The organism is Streptomyces sp. NBC_01571, assembly GCF_026339875.1.
Lineage (GTDB): Bacteria > Actinomycetota > Actinomycetes > Streptomycetales > Streptomycetaceae > Streptomyces.
Genome location: NZ_JAPEPZ010000001.1, coordinates 489,498 through 507,444 on the forward strand (window position 1 = coordinate 489,498; position 17,947 = coordinate 507,444).

11 protein-coding genes, 1 tRNA gene and 2 pseudogenes are annotated in these 17,947 nt (G+C 73.0%); 11 read left to right on the forward strand and 3 right to left on the reverse strand.

What is annotated here, in order from left to right:
• Positions 1-183 precede the first annotated feature (183 nt).
• A complete protein-coding gene (locus tag OHB41_RS02350; protein WP_266696261.1) occupies positions 184-1,833 on the reverse strand; it encodes a phosphodiester glycosidase family protein in 1,650 nt (549 codons plus the stop codon).
• 392 nt (positions 1,834-2,225) lie between these two features.
• On the opposite strand from OHB41_RS02350, the pseudogene asnB reads away from it, so the two are divergent.
• A pseudogene (gene asnB / locus OHB41_RS52240) lies at positions 2,226-3,488 on the forward strand (asparagine synthase (glutamine-hydrolyzing)); the annotation flags it as partial.
• Positions 3,489-3,540: 52 nt separating this feature from the next.
• Positions 3,541-4,101: a thiolase family protein gene (locus OHB41_RS02360; protein ID WP_266696263.1), complete on the forward strand. Its 561-nt coding sequence runs from the start codon at positions 3,541-3,543 to the stop codon at positions 4,099-4,101.
• Between the two features lie 111 nt (positions 4,102-4,212).
• Here OHB41_RS02360 and OHB41_RS02365 read toward each other — a convergent pair whose 3' ends face one another.
• Positions 4,213-5,013, reverse strand: coding sequence for a GNAT family N-acetyltransferase (locus OHB41_RS02365; RefSeq protein WP_266696264.1), 801 nt, complete (start codon positions 5,011-5,013; stop codon positions 4,213-4,215).
• Positions 5,014-5,212: 199 nt separating this feature from the next.
• Here OHB41_RS02365 and OHB41_RS02370 point away from each other — a divergent pair, with 199 nt between their 5' ends.
• The 6 genes from OHB41_RS02370 to selB all read left to right on the forward strand — a co-directional run bounded on the left by OHB41_RS02370 (position 5,213) and on the right by selB (position 15,132).
• Positions 5,213-6,442, forward strand: coding sequence for a cysteine desulfurase family protein (locus OHB41_RS02370; RefSeq protein WP_266696265.1), 1,230 nt, complete (start codon positions 5,213-5,215; stop codon positions 6,440-6,442).
• Positions 6,443-6,484: 42 nt separating this feature from the next.
• On the forward strand, positions 6,485-9,778 hold the full coding sequence (fdh, locus tag OHB41_RS02375) for a formate dehydrogenase (RefSeq protein WP_266696266.1): 3,294 nt from the start codon (positions 6,485-6,487) through the stop codon (positions 9,776-9,778).
• Positions 9,775-10,794 (forward strand): 4Fe-4S dicluster domain-containing protein, encoded by a 1,020-nt coding sequence (locus tag OHB41_RS02380; RefSeq protein ID WP_266696267.1) that lies wholly within the window; start codon positions 9,775-9,777, stop codon positions 10,792-10,794. The genes fdh and OHB41_RS02380 overlap by 4 nt, the downstream gene beginning before the upstream one ends.
• Positions 10,791-11,825, forward strand: coding sequence for an NrfD/PsrC family molybdoenzyme membrane anchor subunit (gene nrfD, locus OHB41_RS02385; RefSeq protein ID WP_266696268.1), 1,035 nt, complete (start codon positions 10,791-10,793; stop codon positions 11,823-11,825). Before OHB41_RS02380 ends, nrfD begins: the two co-directional genes overlap by 4 nt.
• 158 nt (positions 11,826-11,983) lie before the next feature.
• Positions 11,984-13,348: an L-seryl-tRNA(Sec) selenium transferase gene (gene selA / locus OHB41_RS02390; protein WP_266696269.1), complete on the forward strand. Its 1,365-nt coding sequence runs from the start codon at positions 11,984-11,986 to the stop codon at positions 13,346-13,348.
• A 2-nt stretch (positions 13,349-13,350) separates the two neighbouring features.
• Positions 13,351-15,132, forward strand: a complete 1,782-nt coding sequence (gene selB / locus OHB41_RS02395; RefSeq protein ID WP_266696270.1) for a selenocysteine-specific translation elongation factor — start codon at positions 13,351-13,353, stop codon at positions 15,130-15,132.
• Positions 15,133-15,152: 20 nt separating this feature from the next.
• Here the strand turns inward: selB and OHB41_RS02400 are convergent.
• A tRNA-Sec gene (locus OHB41_RS02400) sits at positions 15,153-15,248 on the reverse strand.
• Positions 15,249-15,372: 124 nt separating this feature from the next.
• Between OHB41_RS02400 and selD the strand changes: the two genes are divergently transcribed.
• From selD to OHB41_RS02415, 3 genes and pseudogenes are all read left to right on the forward strand, one after another.
• Positions 15,373-16,404 (forward strand): selenide, water dikinase SelD, encoded by a 1,032-nt coding sequence (selD, locus tag OHB41_RS02405; protein ID WP_526025026.1) that lies wholly within the window; start codon positions 15,373-15,375, stop codon positions 16,402-16,404.
• A 214-nt stretch (positions 16,405-16,618) separates the two neighbouring features.
• Positions 16,619-16,690: pseudogene (locus tag OHB41_RS02410) on the forward strand (ASCH domain-containing protein); the annotation flags it as partial.
• A 325-nt stretch (positions 16,691-17,015) separates the two neighbouring features.
• Positions 17,016-17,867 carry an alpha/beta fold hydrolase gene (locus OHB41_RS02415; RefSeq protein ID WP_266696272.1) on the forward strand — a complete coding sequence of 284 codons (852 nt, stop codon included), beginning with the start codon at positions 17,016-17,018 and terminating at the stop codon, positions 17,865-17,867.
• Positions 17,868-17,947: the final 80 nt, after the last annotated feature.

A 17,947-nucleotide genomic window follows, 5' to 3' on the forward strand; every position in this document is an offset into this window, starting at 1 on the left:
AGGCCCTCACCGTCGCGTCACGGCATCGGGCGCCGGGGCCGGAGGTCCTTCCGCGGGGCGGGAAGGGACCTCCGGCCATCTGCGGGCCCGGGAGCACGCACTCGCGCGCTCCCGGGCCCTCGCGGGTGCGGTCCGAGCGTGATGGGACCGGAACCGTCCCCGCCCGCGCCGGACCGTCGGGGGTCAGTCGGTACGGCGCCTCGGGAGGACCTGGATCGTGTCGCCGACGGCGCGCTCGCCCGTCGCGTCCGAGGTGACATTCACCAGCTTGCCGTTGACCGCCATCGCCGTGGAGCCGCCGCCGTCGAGGTTCAGCGCCCGCACGGCGCCGAGCGACCGCATGAAACGGGCGGCCTCCGCCAGGGTGAATCCCTCGCTCACCCCGGGCTGCCGTCCGTCCACGGTCACCAGGAGCAGCCGGCCCCGCCGGTCGATGCCGGCCAGGGTACGGGGCTGGCGCACGTTGGACCAGGCGAAGCCGAACGAGAGGTCGCGCGGGTCGAGCGTCCCCTCGGTGGCGGCGTCGATGTGTACACGGCCGTCCTCGACCAGAGTGGGAGCCGCGCTGACGATGCTGTCGTCGGGTCCGAGCCTGATCTCCCGATGCGAGGAGTCCCGGATCACCTCGCGGAGCGAAAGGCGCCGGCCGACCCGGGCGTGGCCGGTGAGCCATCCCGCGGCCCCGCCGATGCCCTGGAGGACCGAACCGCGATCGGGCACCGCACCGCCCCGATCGCCCACGGAGACGACGACACCGCGCTGGTCGAGGACCACCTGGACACCCGCCCCGGCGGGAAGCTGCGCGCGGAACTCCGGGGTGAACTCCACGAGGTCGTCCGCGATGGTGCAGGTGGTGTCATGGCGGGGCTCGACGGTGGGGACGGCGCCGGGCCGACCGCAGTTGCGTACCTTGCCCGGCACGCGGTTGATGCCCTGTACCCCGTACGCGGCGGATCCGTCCCGCACCGTGACGGTGGTGGAGAGGTCGGCGATACGCGGTCGCCGGCCGCCGTCGCCCAGGATCAGCGCGGCGCGTGAGCCGACGGCCATCGACTCGAGTCTGCCGTGCACCGCGGACAGACCGGCGAGCGTGCCCTGCACACCGTCCGCGTCGGAGGTGATGAAGAACCCACCGTTGACACCGATCAGCGAACCCAGGCGTGTGGCCACGGTGGAGGTGTTCTCCCGGTCGGCGACGTTGCCGCCGTCGCTCGCCCCGACGGTCCCGGCGAAGCGCGCGGGGTCCACCACGGCGACGTGGATGTTCTCACCGTCGGGGCGCTGCCGGCCGTCGTATCCGGTCCAGTCGACCGCGGTGCGGAAACCCGCCGCCACCACCGCCGTGTTGGCGGTGCCCGCCTCGGCCTGGGTGGCGTACCGCCCGACCCGGACCTGCCAGCCCATCGTGCCGCGGGGGGTGTCGGAGTATTCGTCCCAGGTCACTTGTTCAAGCCGTGGTTCGAACCCGGCGCTCCGCAGGCGCGCGGCGGTCGCGTCCGCCCACGCGCGGTCGCCTAGTGGTGCCCAAGTGGCGGCGCCGGTGAGGCGGTTGACCGCGGGGGCCTGCACGGTGACCGACCACACCGGGTCGGCGGCGGAGTCCCGCAGCACTCCGGTCCGGACCTGGACACCGGGAGCCACGCTCAGCGTCGCCCAGGAGATCCCGTGGAGCGCGGAGGAAGCGGGCCGTCCGGAATCGGTGGTCGGCGTGCCTGCGTCCGCCGGCGGGGCGAGGGTGACGAGCGTGAGGGCGGTGGCACACGCCACGCCGCTCCAGACAGGGTGCTTCATCCGGCCGAATCCGCGGCGTGCTTTCTCGACTGCGTGGGACATACGTCTCCTGACGTTCGGATCGGCCTGCGGTCGGAGGTCCTCCGGATGCCGCGTTCCACATCCCAGACCTGTGGTGGTACGGCCAGGTCACAGGCCAAGGACGCCCGGGAAAAGCCTCGATGACAACGACTCGCCGGTTCCCTTCTGCGAGGGACACGGAAGGACGATGCGGTCCGCTCCCCTCGGGAAGGGCCAGGTCGAGGGGGACGGGCACCCGTTCGGACGGATCCCTGTGCGACGGGGGTGACCTGGGCACGTCTTGATCGTTTCCGCGGTGACGGCCGGCGTACTGGACCCGGCCCCGGCTCCTCGGCCCGCGCGCACTACCCGCCGCGGTGTCAGGCTCCGGACCGTGCGACGCGCCCCACGCTGGGGTCGGGGGAGATTCAACGATGTGTGGGCTGGTCGGATACGTCGGTTTCACGGGCCATCCGCCCCGGGGCACCGAAGTCACCTCGCTCAAGGAGATGACGGAGACCCTGGCCTGCCGGGGACCGGACGCCTCCGCCGTGTGGGCCGAGGGTCCGGCGGGCCTGGGACACACGCGGCTGGCCACCGTGGACCTGGTCGGCGGCCGTCAGCCCATGACTCTTACTCGCGACGGGCGCACGGTGTTGGCGGTGGCCTTTACCGGCGAGGTCTACAACCACGCCGGGCTGCGGTCGGAACTGACCGCTCTCGGGCACCGGTTCACCAGCCGCAGCGACAGCGAGGTCGTCCTGCACGCGATCGACGCGTGGGGCGAGGAGGCTCCGGCCCGGCTGGAGGGCATGTTCGCCTACGTCGCGTGGGAGCCGGGTCCGCGACGGCTGACCCTGGTACGGGACCGGTTCGGGATCAAGCCCCTCTCCTACGCGCGAACCGGGGACGCGCTGGTGTTCGGCTCGGAACCCAAAGCGGTACTCACCCACCCGGCGGTGACCGCGCGACTGGACCTGGACGGGCTGCGGGAGTTGCTGCTGTCCGCCCACCCGATGATCAACACACCCGGGCGCAGCGCCTTCGCCGGGCTGCGCGAGGTCGCCCCGGGCACCGTGGTCACCGTGACCCCCGAGGGTGTGCGTGCGCGCCGCTACTGGTCGTTGACCCCGGTCGAGCACGGCGACGACCTGCCCGCCACGGTGGCGCGGGTACGGGAGTTGCTGAAGGAGGCCGTCACCGGGCAGCTGGCGGCCGACGTCCCGGTGAGCGTGCTGCTGTCCGGCGGTCTGGACTCCAGCGCGATCGCCGCGCTGGGCCGCCGCACGGCGGGGACGCTGCACACGCTGTCGGTGGACCTCGGCAGTCAGGCGTCCGACCGGGACGCCATGGGGCGCGATCCGGACGGCCCCTACGTCGAGTTGATGGCGCGTCACCTCGGCAGCTCGCACCGCCGGGTACGACTGGACGCCGACGCGCTCGCCGACCCGGACGGCCGTGCCCGGGTCGGCCGCCTGCGCGACGGGCTGACACTCGGGGACTTCGACACCTCGCTGCTCCAGCTCTACCGCACGGTGCGCGAGGACTTCCCGGTGACCCTGGCCGGGGACGGTGCCGACGAACTCTTCGGCGGCTACCGCTGGTTCACCCCTCGTACGGCGGTCGCGGAATCCTTTCCCTGGGACAGCGTGCTCGACCGTGCCGACCTGACGGGACTGCTCGACCCGGCCCTGGCCGCCGCCCTGGACCTGCCCGCGCACCGCGCCGAACTCCACCGGGCCGCCTGCCATGGACGGCACCACCGCCACCGCCGACGACTGCCCGCGCTCAGGGGTCACCGCACAGAGCCTCGCCGCCCTGCCGCCACGGTTCCGTCCCGACGGCAGGGTCACCGCCGGCAACAGTGCCCCGCTGTCCGACGGGGCCGCGGCGGTCGTCGTGATGTCCGAGGCCTACGCCCACGCCCACGGCTACGCCCGGCTGGCCCGGGTCCTGGCCACCGCCGTCAGCGCGGGCACCCCCGAGACCGAGGGCCCGGCCCCCGTCGCCGCGACGCGCACCGTACTGGCCCGGGCCGGCCTCTCCCTGGCGGACGTCGGCACCTTCGCCGGCAACGAACCCTTCGCCGCCCAGATCCTGGCCTACTGCGCCGAACTCGGCCTGGACCCCGAGCGCACGAACCCGCACGGCGGCTCGATCGCCCTGGGCGAGCCCTACGGAGCGGCCGGAGCCCGACTGACCACCACCGCCCTTTCCACCCTCCGCCACGACGACCTCGGCACCGCCCTGATCAGCGTCGTCGCCGCGGGCGGCCAGGGCATGGCCCTCCTTCTGGAACGCACCTGGTAGGCCTCCCACCACGCGTCCGCCAGACTGCGGGGATCGGATGACACGCCGCACCGCTCGGCCGGTCTGACCGCCGGCCGTGTTCCGACCCGCGGCGTCCGTGTCGTGCGACGGTCACTGCTCGGTGAAGTAGGTCCAGTGTTCCGCCACGCCGAAGCCGAGCGAGAGGTAGAGCGGGAGAGCCACGTCGGAGGAGCGCAGATAGGCGGTTTCGGCTCCCGCGTCCCGTCCGCGGGCCACCACCTCCTCCGTGATCCGCCGTCCGTGGCCGGACCCGCGGTGCTCCGGAGCGGTGGAGATGTTGAAGATCCCGACATGCCCGTCCCTGAGGATGGTCATGGCGGTACTGACCACCTGCCCGCTCACCTCCCCCACGTACGCGGTGATGTCCGGGGCGGCATCCAGGACAGCAGGGGTGAACAGGGGCGCGAAGACCTCCTTCGGGACTCCGAAGCCGTCGGCGAGGGCACGGGCGTAGAGATCGTGCTCCGCCCCCGTGACGACGCGCACCTCCATCGCTCCGGTGTCGCCGGGGACCGGAGGAGCGCTCCTCAGGTCCCTGAGCATGAAAGGTTCCCGTGCCCGCTTCGTCAGGCCGTACCTGCGGGCCACCTCGCGCACGCGGTCGTCCGGGTCCGAACGCACCTGTACGCACCAGGACACGGGGCCGGGGAAGGATTCCACGGTGTCGGCCGTCCGGGCCGCGAGACGCTCGATCTGCCCGGCGTCCGGCCTGGGAGCGGAGGTGAAGACACCGTTCACGCTGTCGGCGGGGCTCCCGGTGACGACCATGTACGTCTCGTTCTCCGCCGCTTCCTGACGCATGCGCGGCTCGGCGGCGGCGATACGGCGAAGAGCGGCTCCCCAGGCATGAGCGGCGGCGTCGATCCGGGCACCGGACAGGTTCGAACTCATGGGCGGAGTCTAATCTCCGCAGGTGGAGACGGTGCGGGGCTCCGGCAGAAGTACGGATGCGGCCCATCAGACCTGAGGCACGAAGAGGCTCAATTCACCCCAAATGCGGCACAATGCGTGCAGGGGCCGGCCCGGCACGCCTGAGCGCCGCCGTTGGTTCCCGACTTCAGCCCGTCCGCGAACGAATGCGCAGGCCCCCATGAACGTGCCGCTCAGTCCGGGCCAGGACGGCGGTCCGGTGTACCTGGACCACAACGCCACCACTCCGGTCGACCCCCGGGTGGCCGAGGCGATGGTGCCCCTGCTGGCGAGCGACTTCGGCAATCCGTCCAGTGGACACGCCTACGGCGCGGCACCGCGGGCGGCGCTGGCCCGGGCCCGCCGACAGGTCGCCGCGCTCGTCGGGGCGTCCACGGAGGAAATCGTCTTCACCGGCTCCGGATCCGAGGCGAACAACCTCGCGCTGCGGGGCGCCGTGCTCGCCGCGGGCGACGGCAGGCGCCGGGTGATCACGCAGGTCACCGAGCACCCGGCGGTGCTGGAGACATGCCGCGCGCTGCACCGTCTGCACGGGGCGGACGTGACGTATCTGCCGGTCGACGGCCAAGGGTTGGTCGATCCCGCCGACCTGGCCGCGACGCTGGACGAGCGGACCGCCGTGGTCTCCGTCATGGCCGCCAACAACGAGACCGGCACGCTGCAACCGGTCGCCGAACTGGCCCGGCTCGCCCACGACCACGGCGCGCTCTTCCACTGCGACGCGGCCCAGGCGGCCGGCAAGGTCCCGGTGGACGTGCGCGCGCTCGGCGTCGACCTGCTGACCGTGGCGGGCCACAAGATGTACGCCCCGAAGGGCGTCGGCGCCCTTCGGGTACGCGCCGGCGTCCGCCTCGAACCCCTCGTGTACGGCGGAGGCCAGGAGTCCGGACTTCGCGCCGGCACCGAAAGCGTCGCCCTCGCCGTGGCGCTGGGCGCCGCCGCCGAACTCGCCGCCGCGGAGCTCGCGGACGGCGGCGGCCGGCGCGTCGAGGCGCTGCGCGACCGCTTGTACCAAGGGCTCACCCGGGCGCTTCCCGGGCTGGTGCACGTGAACGGGTGCGCCCACCGTCTGCCCGGCACCCTGAACGTCAGCATCGACGGCACCACGGGCCACGAACTCCTGGCCGCCGTGCCGCGCCTCGCGGCCTCCACCGGCTCGGCGTGCCACAGCGGGACCGGCACCGCCTCCCCCGTGCTGCGCGCGATGGGCCTGGACGACGCCCGGGCACTGGCCGCCGTACGGCTGTCGCTCGGCCGCTGGACGACCCCGTCGGACGTCGACCGGGCGGTCGAGCTGCTCGTCGACGCCGTGCGCTCGCTCGCCCGGAAGGAACCCGGCCGGTCCTGGTCCGCGGCGCCCCGGACTTGCGGCCGGTCCTCCAGCCGGTAGCTTCAGAAGGAGGTGGGGGCCCTTGCGCGAAGGAGCGGGCGGATGGGCCTGAAACGGTGGATGAACGCGTGGCCGGTGTACCGGCAGCTCACCGGCACGGACCCGCTGGGCCGCGGCAAAGCGGCCCAGTCGGCCCGCTCCGCAGGTCTCGGTGCCCGCACGGAGACCGCGGACCGGGTGGTGAACTCGGTGTGCCCGTTCTGCGCGGTGGGCTGCGCCCAGCGCGTCTACGTCAAGGACGAGCGCGTCGTCCAGATCGAGGGCGATCCCGACAGTCCGATCTCCCGCGGCCGCCTGTGCCCCAAGGGCTCCGCCAGCAAGCAGCTCGTCACGGGACCGCAGCGCGAGCAGCATGTCCTCTACCGGCCGCCGTACGGCACCGAGTGGCAGCGGCTCGACCTGGACACCGCCGTGGACATGGTGGCCGACCGGGTGCTCGACGCCCGCCGCAAAGGCTGGCAGGACACCGACGAGAACGGCAGGACACTCCGTCGCACCATGGGCCTGGCCAGCCTCGGCGGCGCCACGCTGGACAACGAGGAGAACTACCTCATCAAGAAGCTGTTCACCGCCCTCGGCGCGCTGCAGATCGAGAACCAGGCCCGTATTTGACACTCCGCCACGGTTCCCGGTCTGGGAGCCTCGCTCGGACGTGGCGGCGCCACGGACTACCTGCAGGACCTCGTCAACACCGACTGCATCATCATCATGGGCTCGAACATGGCCGAGGCCCATCCCGTCGGGTTCCAGTGGGTCATCGAGGCCAAGGCGCGCGGCGCCAGGGTCATCCACATCGACCCGCGCTTCACACGCACCAGCGCGCACGCCGACCAGCACGTCACCATCAGGGCCGGGACCGACATCGCGTTCCTCGGCGGCGTGATCAACCACATCCTCAGCCACGGCCTGGACTTCCGTGAGTACGTGCGGGCGTACACCAACGCCCCCTTCCTGGTGAACGAACGGTTCCAGGACACCGAGGACCTGGACGGACTGTTCAGCGGCTACGACCCGCACACCGCGGCGTACGACGCGTCGAGCTGGGCCTACGAGAGCGTCGCGGCGCAGGAGCGGCCGGGCAGGCACGCGAAGGAGACCTCCGAGCCCTACCAGCACGGTGCCAAGGGCCCGCTCGTCGAGGACTCCGAGAGGGCCACCGAGGCCGACCCCACCCTGGAGCATCCCCGCTGTGTGTTCCAGGTGCTCAAACGGCACTTCGCGCGCTACACCCCGGAGATGGTGGAGCGCATCTGCGGGGTACCTCAGGAGCTGTTCCTCGACGTGTGCCGGGCCTGGACGGAGAACTCCGGGCGGGAGCGGACCACCGCCCTGGTCTACAGCGTCGGCTGGACCCAGCACTCCGTGGGCGCCCAGTACATCCGGGCGGGGTCGATCGCGCAGCTCCTGCTGGGCAACATCGGCCGTCCGGGAAGTGGGATCTTCGCGCTGCGCGGTCACGCCAGCATCCAGGGCTCCACGGACATTCCCACGCTCTTCAACCTGCTGCCGGGCTATCTGCCGATGCCCGACACCGGCCACGAGGACCTCGCCGGGTACCTGGACGGCGTCCGCGGCACGCAGCAGAAGGGCTATTGGGGCGACGCCGACGCCTACATGGTGTCGCTGCTCAAGGAGTACTGGGGCGACGCGGCCACGGCGGAGAACGACTACTGCTTCGACTACCTGCCCCGGATCAACGGCGACCACGGCACGTACCGCACCGCGATGGACATGGTCGACGGGAAGGTCTTCGGCTACTTCCTGCTCGGCCAGAACCCGGCGGTCGGCTCGGCGCACGGCCGTCTGCAGCGCCTCGGCATGGCGAACCTCGACTGGCTGGTCGTCCGCGACCTCGTCATGATCGAGAGCGCGTCGTTCTGGAAGGACGCGCCGGAGATCGAGACCGGCGAGATCGTCACCGAGCGCTGCCGCACGGAGGTGTTCTTCTTCCCCGCGTCCTCGCACGTCGAGAAGGCCGGCACCTTCACCCAGACGCAGCGGATGCTGCAGTGGCGCGACCAGGCCGTGGAACCCGCCGGGGACCAGCGCTCCGAGCTGTGGTTCTTCCACCAGCTCGCCGTACGCATCAAGCAGCGGCTGGCCGGTTCGACCGACGAACGCGACCGCCCGGTCCTCGACCTGGCGTGGGACTACGAGGTCGAGGGCGACGAGCCCTCTCCCGCGGACGTGCTGCGCCACATCAACGGCATCGACCTGCGCACCGGCCGCACCGTCGACGGCTACCCCGATCTCAAGGCCGACGGCAGCACCGCCTGCGGCTGCTGGATCTACAGCGGCGTGTACGCAGGGGAGACCAACCAGTCCCGGCGGCGCACCTCCCGACTGGAGTCGGGTCCGTACGACGCGGAGTGGGGCTGGACCTGGCCGCTCAACCGGCGTGTGCTCTACAACCGCGCCTCGGCCGACCCGGACGGGCGCCCTTGGAGCGAGCGGAAGAAGCTGATCTGGTGGGACGAGGAGGCCGGCGAGTGGACCGGCAACGACACCCCGGACTTCGAACGCACCAAACCGCCGGGCTACCGGCCCCCGGCCGGGGCGTCCGGCCCGGCGGCACTGAGCGGCAACGACGCGTTCATCATGATGAGCGACGGCAAGGCATGGCTGTTCGCCCCGGCCGGGCTCGCCGACGGGCCGCTTCCCACGCACTACGAACCGCACGAATCGCCGATGCGCAACCTGCTGTACGGGCAGCAGGGCAACCCGGTGCGAAAGGTCTACGGGCGCGCCGACAACCCGTCCAACCCGGCACCGCCTGAGGCGCACGCCCAGGTGTTCCCGTACGTGTTCACCGCGGCCCGGCTGACCGAGCACCACACAGCGGGAGCCATGAGCCGCCAACTCCCCTACCTGGCGGAACTCCAGCCCGCGCTGTTCGTCGAGGTGTCGCCCGAACTGGCGCGGGAGCGCGGTCTGCACCACCTGGACTGGGCCCACGTCATCACCAGCCGGACGGCGGTCGACGCGCGCGTGGTCGTCACGGACCGCATGGCGCCGCTGCGCATCGACGGCCGCGTCGTCCACCAGGTCTGGATGCCGTACCACTGGGGCACGACGGGCCTCACCAAGGGCGACGTGGTCAACGACCTGATCGGCGTGGTGGTCGACCCGAACGTGTTCATCCAGGAGAGCAAGGTGCTGACCTGCGACGTACGGCCCGGGCGGCGTCCGCGGGGGCCTGCCCTGCTCGAGTACGTGCGGGAGTACCGCCGCCGGGCCGGCATCACCACGAAGACCGGCACCCGTATCGCGACGGCCGGCGGCCGTACCGAGCGTGCCCACACCGAACCGGACGACCGGCCGGAGGAACCGTCATGACGAGTGAGAACAGCTTCCACGGGCCGCTCGCGGACCCGGCCGGCGACGCCGGCCACCTCGACCACCCGCCGCGGGTGGGCTTCTTCACCGACACCTCGGTGTGCATCGGCTGCAAGGCCTGCGAGGTGGCCTGCAAGGAGTGGAACGGCATCCCGGAGGACGGCATCGACCTGCTGGGCATGTCCTTCGACAACACCGGCATGCTGGGCGCCAGCTCGTGGCGGCACGTCGCCTTCATCGAACAGGAGCGGCCACTGGGCGAGCAGGACGCGGGACTCGCCGACCTGCCCGTCGGTCCGTCCAGCACGGAGGGCACGCCCGAGATCGTGGCCGACGCCCTGGAGTTCGCCAAGCGCGGCGGCGGGGACCTCGGCACCGCACCGGTGGACCTGGGCTTCCCCTCCGTCGGCCTGCCCGGGGCCGGGACGGGCGCGGAGACCCGCACCCAGTTCCGCTGGCTGATGTCCTCGGACGTGTGCAAGCACTGCACGCACGCCGGCTGCCTCGACGTATGTCCCACCGGCGCCCTGTTCCGCACCGAGTTCGGCACCGTGGTGGTACAGCCCGACATCTGCAACGGCTGCGGCTACTGCGTGTCCGGCTGCCCCTACGGTGTCATCGACCGGCGGCCCGACGACGGGCGCGCCTGGAAGTGCACCATGTGCTACGACCGGCTGCGCGACGGGCTGGAACCGGCGTGCGCCAAGGCGTGCCCGACCGACTCCATCCAGTTCGGCCCCCTGGACGAGCTGCGCGAACGCGCCGACCGACGCCTCGCGACGCTGCACGAGGCCGGGGTGCCCGAGGCCCAGCTCTACGGCCGCGACCCCGAGGACGGCGTCGGCGGCGACGGCGCGTTCTTCCTGCTGCTGGACGACCCCGAGGTGTACGGGCTGCCACCGGACCCGATCGTGCCGACCCGCGACCTGATGTCGATGTGGAAGCACGCGGGCGCGGCGGCGTCGGCTCTGCTTGCCGTCTCGGCGGCGGTCTTCCTGGGTGGGGGACGGCGATGAGCGGGGACGGGTCGACCGGGCACGGCGGCCATCGCTCCGGCCGGGGGCGGGGCCGGAGAGGGGACGACGAGGGGAGCCGCGAGCAGTCCATGGTGCCGCGGGCGGAGTTCCGCTCGTACTACGGGCGTCCGGTGCTCAAGCCGCCGGTGTGGGAGTGGAAGATCCCCGCGTATCTGTTCACCGGCGGGCTGTCGGCCGGCGCCGCGCTGCTCGCGGCAGGCGCGGACCTGACGGGGCGTCCGCGCCTGCGGCGGGCGGGCCGTGTCGGTGGCTTCGCCACCCTGCTGGTGAGCATGTACCTGCTGGTCGCGGACCTTGGCCGGCCCGAGCGGTTCCACCACATGATGAGGGTCGCCAAGCCGAGTTCACCGATGTCCGTCGGCACATGGATCCTCATCGCCTACGGGCCCGGCAGCGCGCTGGCGGCCGCGGCCGAGCTGGTGCCCACCGCCTGGCGCACCACGTTGCCCGGGCGGCTGCTGCACCTGGCGGCCCGCCCGGCCGGCCTGTCCGCGGCCCTGTTCGCCCCCGGGGTCGCCTCGTACACGGCGGTCCTGCTCTCGCAGACGGCGGTGCCCGCCTGGCACGACGCCCGCAGCGAGCTGCCCTTCGTGTTCACCGGCTCCGCGGCGGCCGGCGCCGGCGGCCTCGGCATGCTGCTGGCTCCGGTGGCGGAGGCGGGCCCGGCGCGGCGGTTCGGCGTGGTGGGGGCGGCGGCCGAGATCGTCGCGTCCCGGCTCATCGACCGGCGTCCCGGCTTCGTGACCCGGGCGTACACCACCGGCCACCCGCACCGCCTGCGGAAGGCTTCCGAGTACCTCACCCTGGCCGGCGCGGTCACCGCGCTCACCCTCGCCCGGCGCAGCCGCGCGGCCGCCGCCGTGGGCGGACTGGCCCTGATGGCGGGCAGCGTCCTGCAGCGCTTCGGCACCTTCGAGGCCGGCGTGACCTCCGCGAAGGACCCGGCCTACGTGGTGAAGCCGCAACGCGAACGCCTGGACGCCCGCCGCGAGGAGCGGGACGGGGCGTGACCTCGTCCCACCGTGGGCACGGGCGCCGCCGCGGTCCCACGATCGGGTGCGGCCCACCGCCCCTCGGGGTCCCTCCGGTGTGGCGCGGACGCCGGGGGCACCGGCCGCCATAGCCTGACAGCGTTTCAGCCGGCAGGGCCCCAGCGAAAGTGCACGAGATGGACCGCGACCACGCCTCCGCCACGGACTCCGCCCCGCCCGTCGACGCGTTGCGGCGGCTGCCCCGCACCGACGTGCTGCTGGCCGATCCCCGGCTCACCGCGGCGGCGCGACGGCTGGGGCGGGAGCTGGTCAAGGACGTGGTCGCAAGGGTGCAGACACGGGCGAGGACGGGCGAGGTGCCCATCGGTGAGATCGCCGATCATGCCGTCGCCGCCCTGCCGGCCACCGCGTCGGCCCTGCGTCCGGTCATCAACGCCACCGGTGTGCTGCTCCACACCAACCTGGGCCGGGCCGCGCTCTCGGCCGCGGCCCGCGACGCCGTGCTGGCCGCCTCCGGCACGACGGACGTGGAACTCGACCTCGCCACCGGAGCCCGCTCCCGACGGGGCTCGTCCACGCTCGACGCCCTGTTGCGTCGCGTGCCGGCCGCCGAGGCCGCGCACGTGGTCAACAACGGCGCGGCGGCGCTGGTACTGGCCGCCACCGCGCTCGCCCAGGGGCGGGAGATCATCGTCGGTCGCGGCGAGATGGTGGAGATCGGGGACGGTTTCCGGCTGCCCGACCTGCTGGAGTCCACCGGCGCCCGGCTGCGTGAGGTCGGCACGACCAACCGCACCACGCCCGACGACTACGCCGCGGCCCTCGGACCGGACACCGGCTTCATCCTGAAGGTCCACCCCTCCAACTTCCGTGTCATGGGCTTCACCCGGGAGGCGTCCGTGGCCGAGCTGGCCCCGCTCGGCGTGCCCGTGGTGGCGGACATCGGCTCGGGTCTGCTCACCCCGGAACCGGCGCTGCCCGGGGAGCCCGACGCGACGAGTTGGCTGCGCGCCGGGGCATCCCTGGTCACCGCCAGCGGCGACAAGCTGCTCGGCGGACCGCAGTGCGGACTGCTGCTGGGCGACGCCGAGCTGGTGCGGCGGTCGGCCCGTCACCCGCTGGCCCGCGCACTGCGCGTGGACAAGCTGACACTGGCGGCCCTGGAGGCGACGGTGCGCGGACCGGAGCCCCCGGCTCTGACCGCGTTGCGCGCCGACCCCGCGGAGCTGCGGCGGCGCGCCGAGCGGCTCGCGGAGAAGCTGCGGGCGGACGGGTTCGACAGCCGTGCCGTCGACTCCGGGGCGGTGGTCGGCGGGGGCGGCGCACCCGGTGTGACGCTGCCCAGCGCCGCCGTCTCACTGCCCGTCGAGTACGCGGCGCTGCTGCGCGGCACGGACCCCGCCGTGCTGGCCCGCGTCGAGGACGGCCGCTGTCTGCTCGACCTGCGGGCGGTGCCGGTGGACGTCGACGCACGACTGGCGGAGGCGGTACGCCGGGCCGGAGCCCACCGGGAGACAGCCCGGCGGGGAACCGGAACCTGACCGTGCACGTCATCGCCACCGCGGGGCACGTCGACCACGGCAAGTCCGCGCTGCTGCGCGCCCTGACCGGCATGGAGCCCGATCGCTGGGCGGAGGAACGGCGCCGGGGTATGACGTTGGACCTGGGCTTCGTGTGGACGCGGCTGCCCGGCGCGGGTGACGTCGCGTTCGTGGACGTGCCGGGACACGAACGCCTCGTGGGCAACATGCTGGCCGGGGTCGGCCCGGTCCCCGCCGTCCTCTTCGTCGTCGCGGCGGACCAGGGGTGGCAACCGCAGTCCGAGGAGCATCTGTCCGTCCTCGACGCGCTCGGAGTACGGCACGGCGTTCTCGCCGTCTCCCGCTGCGACCTCGCCGAACCGGACGCGGCCCGCGCGCAGGCGCTCACCCGGATCGCCGAGACCTCACTCGGAGAACTGCCGAGCGTGGCCGTCAGCGCGGTCACCGGGACGGGCCTCGAAGCGCTGCGCCACGCCTTGGTCCGGCTCGCCGTCGAACTCCCTGCCCCGGACCGTGACGCGGACGTACGCCTGTGGGTGGACCGTGCGTTCACCGTGCGAGGCCATGGCACGGTCGTCACCGGCACCCTCGGCGCGGGCACCGTACGCGTCGGCGACCGGCTCCAACTCGCCCGTGACGGCGGCATGTTGCGGGTACGCGGGCTGGAATGCCTCAAGGAGTCGCGGCAGCAGGCCGACGCGGTCGCCCGGGTGGCGGTCAACGTGACCGGACCGGGCGCCGGGAGCCCGCGCCGCGGCGACGCGTTGCTCACGCCCGGCCGGTGGCTGACCACCGACACCGTGGACGTACGGCTGCGGGGCGCCCTGGCCCGTGATCTGCCGCGCGAACTCACGCTGCACGCGGGCTCCGCGGCGGTGCCGGTGACGGTGCGCCCGCTCGGCGAGGGCTCCGCACGCCTGCGTCTCGCCACCTCGCTGCCGCTGCGCGTCGGTGATGCCGCGCTGCTGCGCGACCCCGGCCGGCACCTCGTCCCGGCGGGGCTCACGGTGCTCGACGTCCGCCCGCCGCGGCTGACCCGGCGCGGCGCGGCGGCTGCCCGGGACCACGAGCTGCGGGCGGCGCCGGGACGCGCCGACGGAGCCGAGGAGCTACGCCGTCGCGGTCTGATCCGCCGCTCGGAGCTGCTCGCCATGGGCGTACGGCCGCCGGCCGAACCCGTCGCCGGGGAATGGCTGGCGGACCCGGCCCACTGGTCGGCTCTGCGCGAACGCCTCGGCGACGCGGTCGAGGAACACGCCGCCCGCAACCCCCTGGAGCCCGGCATGCCCCTGGAGACGGCGCGCCAGGTGCTCGGCCTGCCGGAACGCGGTCTCGTCGACGCGCTGTTGGCACAGTCGCCGGGGTTGCGGCACGGCGACGGCCGTGTCTACGGCAGCCACGCCCGTCCCACGCTCCCGCCCCCGGCCGAGGCAGCCGTCGAGGCCGTGCGCGCGGACCTCGCCCGTGCTCCGTTCCGCGCACCTGAGGCCGAAAGGCTGCGCGAACTCGGCCTCACACCCAAGCTGTTGGCCGCCGCCGAGGCGGCGGGAGCGCTGCTGCGGATCGGCGACGGCATCGTGCTGATGCCGGGGGCGGACGCGCAGGCCGCTGCCGTCCTCGCGCTGCTGGAACAGCCGTTCACCACGAGCCGGGCGCGCCAGGCGCTGGACACCACGCGCCGGGTCGCCGTCCCGCTGCTCGAGTACCTGGACGAGCACGGCCGGACCGTTCGTGTGGACGGTGCGCTGCGGCGCTGCCTCGACGCGGACTCGGACTCCGGGTGAAGGGGACGGGACACGTCGGTTGGCGGAGACGGACGGGAATCGAACCCGCCTGCCCGAGTTGCTCGGACACCTCGGTTTTGAAGACCGGGAGGGCCACCAGGCGCCTTTACGTCTCCCCGCAGGCCGTCACCGGGGCGATGCCCCGGCCTTGCGGCCATGGAACCGTCGCCGCACCCCGCAAGTCAACGCGCCACACGGCGCTCCACCTGACAGGCAAGGATCGATGAAGCCATGACGAGCATGCGGACCGGCGTCGAGCAGGCACAGCGGCGGGAGGCCGTGCGACTCACGCAGTACGCGCACGGGGGCGGCTGCGCCTGCAAGATTCCACCGGGCGAACTCGAGGAGCTCGTGGCCGGACTGGCATCCCCGGGAGCGGTCGGCGGCGCCGGCCTGCTCGTGGGCCTGGACCACGGCGACGACGCCGCGGTCGTCCGTCTGCCGGGCGGCCCCGGTGCGCTCGCCGCCGTCGCCACCGCGGACTTCTTCACGCCGGTGGTCGACGACCCCTACGACTGGGGCCGCATCGCCGCCGCGAACGCGCTCTCCGACGTCTACGCCATGGGCGGCACCCCGCTCGTGGCGGTCAACCTGCTGTGCTGGCCCCGCGACGTGCTGCCGTTCGAGCTGGCGAGGGAGGTGCTGCGTGGCGGAATGGACGTCGCGGCGACGGCGGGCTGTGTGGTGGCGGGCGGCCACAGCGTCGACGACCCGGAACCCAAGTACGGCATGGCGGTGACCGGCACCGTCGATCCGGCGCGTCTGCTGCGCAACGACGCGGGGCGGCCGGGGACACCGCTGTCGCTGACCAAGTCGCTGGGCCTCGGCGTGCTCAACAACCGGCACAAGACGACGGGCGAAGTCTTCCCGCAGGCGGTGGAGACGATGGCCGCGCTCAACCGCGACGCGGCGCGGGCGGCACTGGCCGCGGGAGCGGTCTGCGCCACCGACGTCACCGGCTTCGGACTGCTGGGCCATCTGTACAAGCTGGCGCGCGCCTCGGGGGTGACCGCCGTCGTCGACTCCGCCGCGGTGCCGTTCCTGGACGGCGCCCGGGACGCCGCCCGCGCCGGGCACATCAGCGGCGGCACCCGCCGCAACCTCGCATGGGTCGCCCCGTCCACGGATTTCGGCCGCACCGACGAGCTGACCCGGCTCCTCCTCGCCGACGCGCAGACCTCCGGTGGTCTCCTCGTCGCGGGCGAGGTTCCGGGCGCCGCGGTGATCGGGGAACTGGTGCCGGCGGGACCGTACCGGCTGGTCGTGCGCTGAGAGGAATCGCTGTGCCGAGCGGTACTTCTCCAGGCGGTCCGGGCCGGTCGGCCGCTGACGACGACGGGGCGGTTTTCATGTGGGCACGTGTGGATGGCAGGCGGTCCTTCGAGCTCGGCACGGCCGACGAGATGCGGACCAGGCTCAACCGGTTGGTCGTGTCGGGCAGGAAGACCGCGTCCACCGGCCTTTCGACGAGGTGACGTGGGAGCACGTGGAGGCCGAGGGCGAAGGTCATGTCTCGGTGGATGAATGGCGTGCGGGGCATCGTCGGTACTGGGACCGCATGGGCACTCCCGTCGACGACCGCACGATGGTCGTGTGCGTGGGGTTCCGGCTGGTCGAGGGCTCTGCCCTGTCGGACACCACGGATTCGGCCGCCTGAGTCCCCGCTTCCGCAGGACTCTCCCTCTACGGCCGCGCGGGGCGGACCGAGCGATGACCGGACGCGCGGCCCCGGCGGGACACGGTGGCTTACGCCGAGCAATTATGTCGTGCACAACTTACTTGCACACAAGAATATTGCTCGCTATGTTTCTCCTGTCGCCCCGGGCCGGAACGCCCAGGACGACCGACCGATGTCCAGCGCCACGCCCCGAAGGGGAGTCACCATGAACCTCAAGACCGCGATCCGTCCCACCCGCAGGCGCGCCGCTGTGCTGGGAGCCGTTGCCGGTGTGGCGGCTCTCACCCTGACCGCCGCCACGGGCCCGGCCAGCGCGGCCAGGGCCGAGCACCGCCCGTCCGAGGCGAAGCCCACGGTCGTGCTGGTGCACGGCGCCTTCGCGGACTCCTCCAGCTGGAACGGAGTGATCGAGCGTCTGCGGCGCGACGGGTATCCGGTGATCGCCGCCGCCAACCCGTTGCGCGGGCCGGCCAGTGACGCCGCGTACGTCCACAGCGTGCTGAAGCGCGTGAACGGGCCGGTCGTTCTCGTCGGCCACTCCTACGGCGGCTCGGTGATCAGCGAGGCCGCCGCCGACTCCCCCCAGGTCAAGGCGCTGGTCTACGTCGCCGCCTTCGCCCCCGACAAGGGCGAGAGCGCGCTGGAACTGTCCGGCAAGTTCCCCGGCAGCACCCTCGGTACCGCCCTCGACCCCGTGCCCTTCCCGCTCCCCGGCGGCGGCACCGGCACCGACCTCTACATCAAGGCCGACAAGTTCCACCACCAGTTCGCCGCCGACGTGCCCAAGCCGGTCACCGACCTGATGGCCGCCACCCAGCGCCCGGTCGCCGCCTCCGCCCTGGACGAGAAGGCCACCACGGCCGCCTGGAAGACCATCCCCTCCTGGGACCTCATCACCACCCAGGACTACAACATCCCGCCGGCCGCGCAGCGCTTCATGGCCCGGCGCGCCCACGCGCACACCGTCGAGATCAAGGCGTCCCACGCGGTCTCGGTCTCCCACCCGGGCGCCGTCACCCGCCTGATAGAGCAAGCCGCCCGGACCACCACCCGCTGAGACCGCGCCTAACCCTGACAACACCTGTGGGCGACCCGGCAAGACCGGGTCGCCCACAGGCAGAAGACGGCGCGGCGCCG

Excerpts from the sequence above, each read along its gene's own strand:
- OHB41_RS02415 (WP_266696272.1), top strand. The coding sequence starts at position 17,016 with ATGAACCTCAAGACCGCGATCCGTCCCACCCGCAGGCGCGCCGCTGTG.
- OHB41_RS02380 (WP_266696267.1), top strand. The coding sequence starts at position 9,775 with ATGACGAGTGAGAACAGCTTCCACGGGCCGCTCGCGGACCCGGCCGGC.
- nrfD (WP_266696268.1), top strand. The coding sequence starts at position 10,791 with ATGAGCGGGGACGGGTCGACCGGGCACGGCGGCCATCGCTCCGGCCGG.
- OHB41_RS02365 (WP_266696264.1), bottom strand. The coding sequence starts at position 5,013 with ATGAGTTCGAACCTGTCCGGTGCCCGGATCGACGCCGCCGCTCATGCC.
- selA (WP_266696269.1), top strand. The coding sequence starts at position 11,984 with ATGGACCGCGACCACGCCTCCGCCACGGACTCCGCCCCGCCCGTCGAC.
- selD (WP_526025026.1), top strand. The coding sequence starts at position 15,373 with ATGCGGACCGGCGTCGAGCAGGCACAGCGGCGGGAGGCCGTGCGACTC.
- OHB41_RS02370 (WP_266696265.1), top strand. The coding sequence starts at position 5,213 with ATGAACGTGCCGCTCAGTCCGGGCCAGGACGGCGGTCCGGTGTACCTG.
- OHB41_RS02350 (WP_266696261.1), bottom strand. The coding sequence starts at position 1,833 with ATGTCCCACGCAGTCGAGAAAGCACGCCGCGGATTCGGCCGGATGAAG.
- OHB41_RS02360 (WP_266696263.1), top strand. The coding sequence starts at position 3,541 with ATGGACGGCACCACCGCCACCGCCGACGACTGCCCGCGCTCAGGGGTC.